Below are 2,850 nucleotides of genomic sequence, written 5' to 3'. Positions count from 1 at the left end.
GCCGCCATCGCCCGCATGGCCATCAAGGAGGCCAAGGCATGACCCGCAGGATCGTCTTCATCACCGGCGGCGCAGGCTTCATCGGCTCGAACATCGCCGCGAAGCTGGCCGAGGACCGCACGCTCGACGTCGTCGTCTGCGACCGCCTGCACGAGGTGGATACCGGCAAGTGGCGCAATCTCGCCAAGACCCCCATCGGCGACTTCGTGCATCCCGAGGACATGTTCGACTGGCTTGAAAAGCGCTGGCGCGACATCGAGCTGGTCGTCCACATGGGCGCGGTGTCGTCGACGACCGAGCCCGACGCGGACAAGATCATCCGCTCGAACTTCCAGCTGTCGCGCGACCTCTTCCGCTGGTGCGCCGACCGGCAACGGCGGCTGGTCTATGCATCGTCGGCGGCCACGTATGGCGCGGGCGAGCACGGCTTCGACGACGACAACGACTACGAGGCCCTGGCGCGGCTGAAGCCGCTCAACACCTATGGCTGGTCGAAGGCGCTCTTCGACCTCTTCGCCGCGCGCCAGGCCGGCCGCGACTACGCCCCGCCGCAGTGGGTGGGGCTCAAGTTCTTCAACGTCTACGGGCCCAACGAAGAGCATAAGCACTCGATGAAATCCGTAGCCTCGCAGATCTGGCCGCAGGTGCGCGAAGGCCATGCGGTGCAGCTCTTCAAGAGCTACCGGGCCGACGTGCCGGATGGGGGCCAGAAGCGCGACTTCGTCTACGTCCGCGACGCCGTCGACGTGACCCGCTGGCTGTTCGACAATCCGCACGTGAACGGCATCTACAACCTGGGCTCGGGGACCGCGCGCACGTTCGAGGACATGGCGCGGCAGGTGTTCGAGGCGGCCGGCAAGAACGCCCAGATCGACTACGGGCCGATGCCGCCGGCGATCCGCGACAAGTACCAGTACTTCACCGAGGCGAAGATGGATCGCCTCAAGGACGCGGGCTACGCCCAGCCGCTGACGACGCTGGAGGACGGGATCTCCGATTACGTCGGCCGCTTCCTCAGTCAGCCGGACCCGTACCGCTAGCATGGACCAGGCTCCGCGGCGCACACGCTGGTGGCTCGCGGGCCTGCTCTCGATCCTGGTCGTGCTGGGGGCCCTGGTGGCGGCCTTCTGGGGTGATCTGGTCTCGACCGCCCTGGACCCGAAGGTGCCGTTCCAGACCTACGAGCCGCCCGCCGCGCCGGACTACGCGACTTCGCAAAGCTGGTACCTGCGGCCAGCGGACGGCAGCGACCGGCTGGCCGACGTGTTCTTCATCGCCCCCACCACCTACGACGGCGGCCGCAACTGGAACGCCCGCCTGAACGCGCGCAAGGCCAACCGTCAGTTCCAGGACGTGATGGCGCCCAACTACGTCGGGCCGTTCGTCAGCGTCGGGCGGATCTTCGCCCCGCGCTACCGGCAGGCCAGCCTCTACAGCCTGACGACGCTCCGAGAGGACGCCCGCGAAGCCCGCCAGTTCGCGTATGGCGACGTGCGCGACGCCTTCCGCTGGTACGTCGACCAGGACAACGGCGGCCGGCCGTTCGTGCTCGTGGGGATCGAGCAGGGCGGGACGCTAGGCCTGCGGCTGCTGGCCGAGGAGATCGCCCGCGATCCGGCGCTGCGAAGCCGCCTCGTGGCGGCGTATCTGGTCGACACCGTCGCTCCGGCCGGCGCACCGCCGATCCCGCCCTGCGCGGAGCGGGGCCAGACGGGATGCCTGGCGGCGTGGGCGCGGGTCTGGGAGGACGACTTCGACGCCGGGAAGCGCCTGCTGGACCGCGCCCTGGTCTGGGGGGTGCGCGGCGAGCTCGAGAACATCAGCCCGCGGCCAGCGCTGTGCTTCAATCCGATCCTCGGAGCGGTGACGAACCGGCCGGCGCCGGCGCGCCTGCACCTGGGCGCGGCCAACGCCACGGGGCTCGAATGGGGCGCGCGGCCCGCGTTCATGGCCAGGCAGGTCGCCGCACGCTGCGAAGGCGGCGTGCTGCTCGTTACGAGGCCCAGGTCCGCCTCGCTCCGCCAGACGGGCGACTGGGCCGACCGGCGGAAGGTCCCCGGCTTCAACCTGTTCTACGCCGACCTCGAGGCCGACGCGAAGCAGCGGCTGGCGGCTTGGCTCGCGCGGTGATTAGGTCGCCCGCAACAACGCGTGGGAGGACGCCATGACCAATCGCCAGATCGTGCTGGACCGGCTGCCGGGCGGCGAACGGCTCGCGCCGGAGCACTTCGCGCTCAACAATGGCGAGCGGCCGACCCCTGGCGAAGGCGAGGTGCTGCTGAAGACCCGCTACATCTCGCTGGACGCCGCCAACCGCGCCTGGATGCAGGGCGCCACCTATCGCTCGGCGCTCCAGGGCGGACAGGTGATGGCCGGCGGCGGCCTCTCCGAGGTGGTGCAGTCCAATGTCGGCCACCTGAAGCCCGGCGACCTCGTGTTCGCCGACGCGGGTTGGCAGGAGTACGCCACGCTGCCGGGCAAGCATCTCGCCAAGCTGCCCGACCTCAAGCCTGAGACCCATCTGCTGAGCGTCTACGGGATCGCCGGGCTGACCGCCTACTTCGGCCTCCTGGACTGCGGGCAGCCGAAGGCGGGCGAGACGGTCGTCGTTTCCGCCGCCGCCGGGTCGGTGGGGTCAATCGTGGGGCAGATCGCCAAGATCAAGGGTTGCCGCGTCGTCGGGATCGCCGGCGGCGAGGCGAAGGGCCGCTGGCTGACCGAGGAACTCGGGTTCGATGCGGCGGTCGACTACAAGTCGCCCGAGTTCAAACGCCAACTCCGCGCGGCCGTGCCGGACGGGATCGACGTCTACTTCGACAACACCGGCGGCGACGTGTTCGAGGCCTGCCT

General features: G+C 69.6%; 3 protein-coding genes. All 3 read left to right on the top strand.

Translation table 11 applies throughout. The annotated features are described in order from the left end of the window. Window positions 1-38: 38 nt before the first annotated feature. On the top strand, window positions 39-1,040 hold the full coding sequence (gene rfaD, locus VGD44_RS22200; protein ID WP_331090559.1) for an ADP-glyceromanno-heptose 6-epimerase: 1,002 nt from the start codon (window positions 39-41) through the stop codon (window positions 1,038-1,040). A gap of 1 nt (window position 1,041) precedes the next feature. Further along, complete coding sequence (locus VGD44_RS22195) at window positions 1,042-2,130, top strand: DUF3089 domain-containing protein (RefSeq protein WP_331090558.1); 1,089 nt, start codon at window positions 1,042-1,044, stop codon at window positions 2,128-2,130. A gap of 34 nt (window positions 2,131-2,164) precedes the next feature. After that, window positions 2,165-2,850, top strand: a 686-nt coding sequence (locus VGD44_RS22190) for an NADP-dependent oxidoreductase (protein WP_331090557.1), incomplete at its 3' end; no start/stop codon positions are given.

It is taken from the genome of Phenylobacterium sp. (genome assembly GCF_036402295.1).
Classification (GTDB): domain Bacteria; phylum Pseudomonadota; class Alphaproteobacteria; order Caulobacterales; family Caulobacteraceae; genus Phenylobacterium.
Note: the sequence above shows the minus strand (reverse complement) of the source record. Positions and strands in the feature narration are given on the sequence as shown.

Coding starts and splice junctions, on each gene's coding strand:
- rfaD (WP_331090559.1), top strand. CDS start 39: ATGACCCGCAGGATCGTCTTCATCACCGGCGGCGCAGGCTTCATCGGC.
- VGD44_RS22195 (WP_331090558.1), top strand. CDS start 1,042: ATGGACCAGGCTCCGCGGCGCACACGCTGGTGGCTCGCGGGCCTGCTC.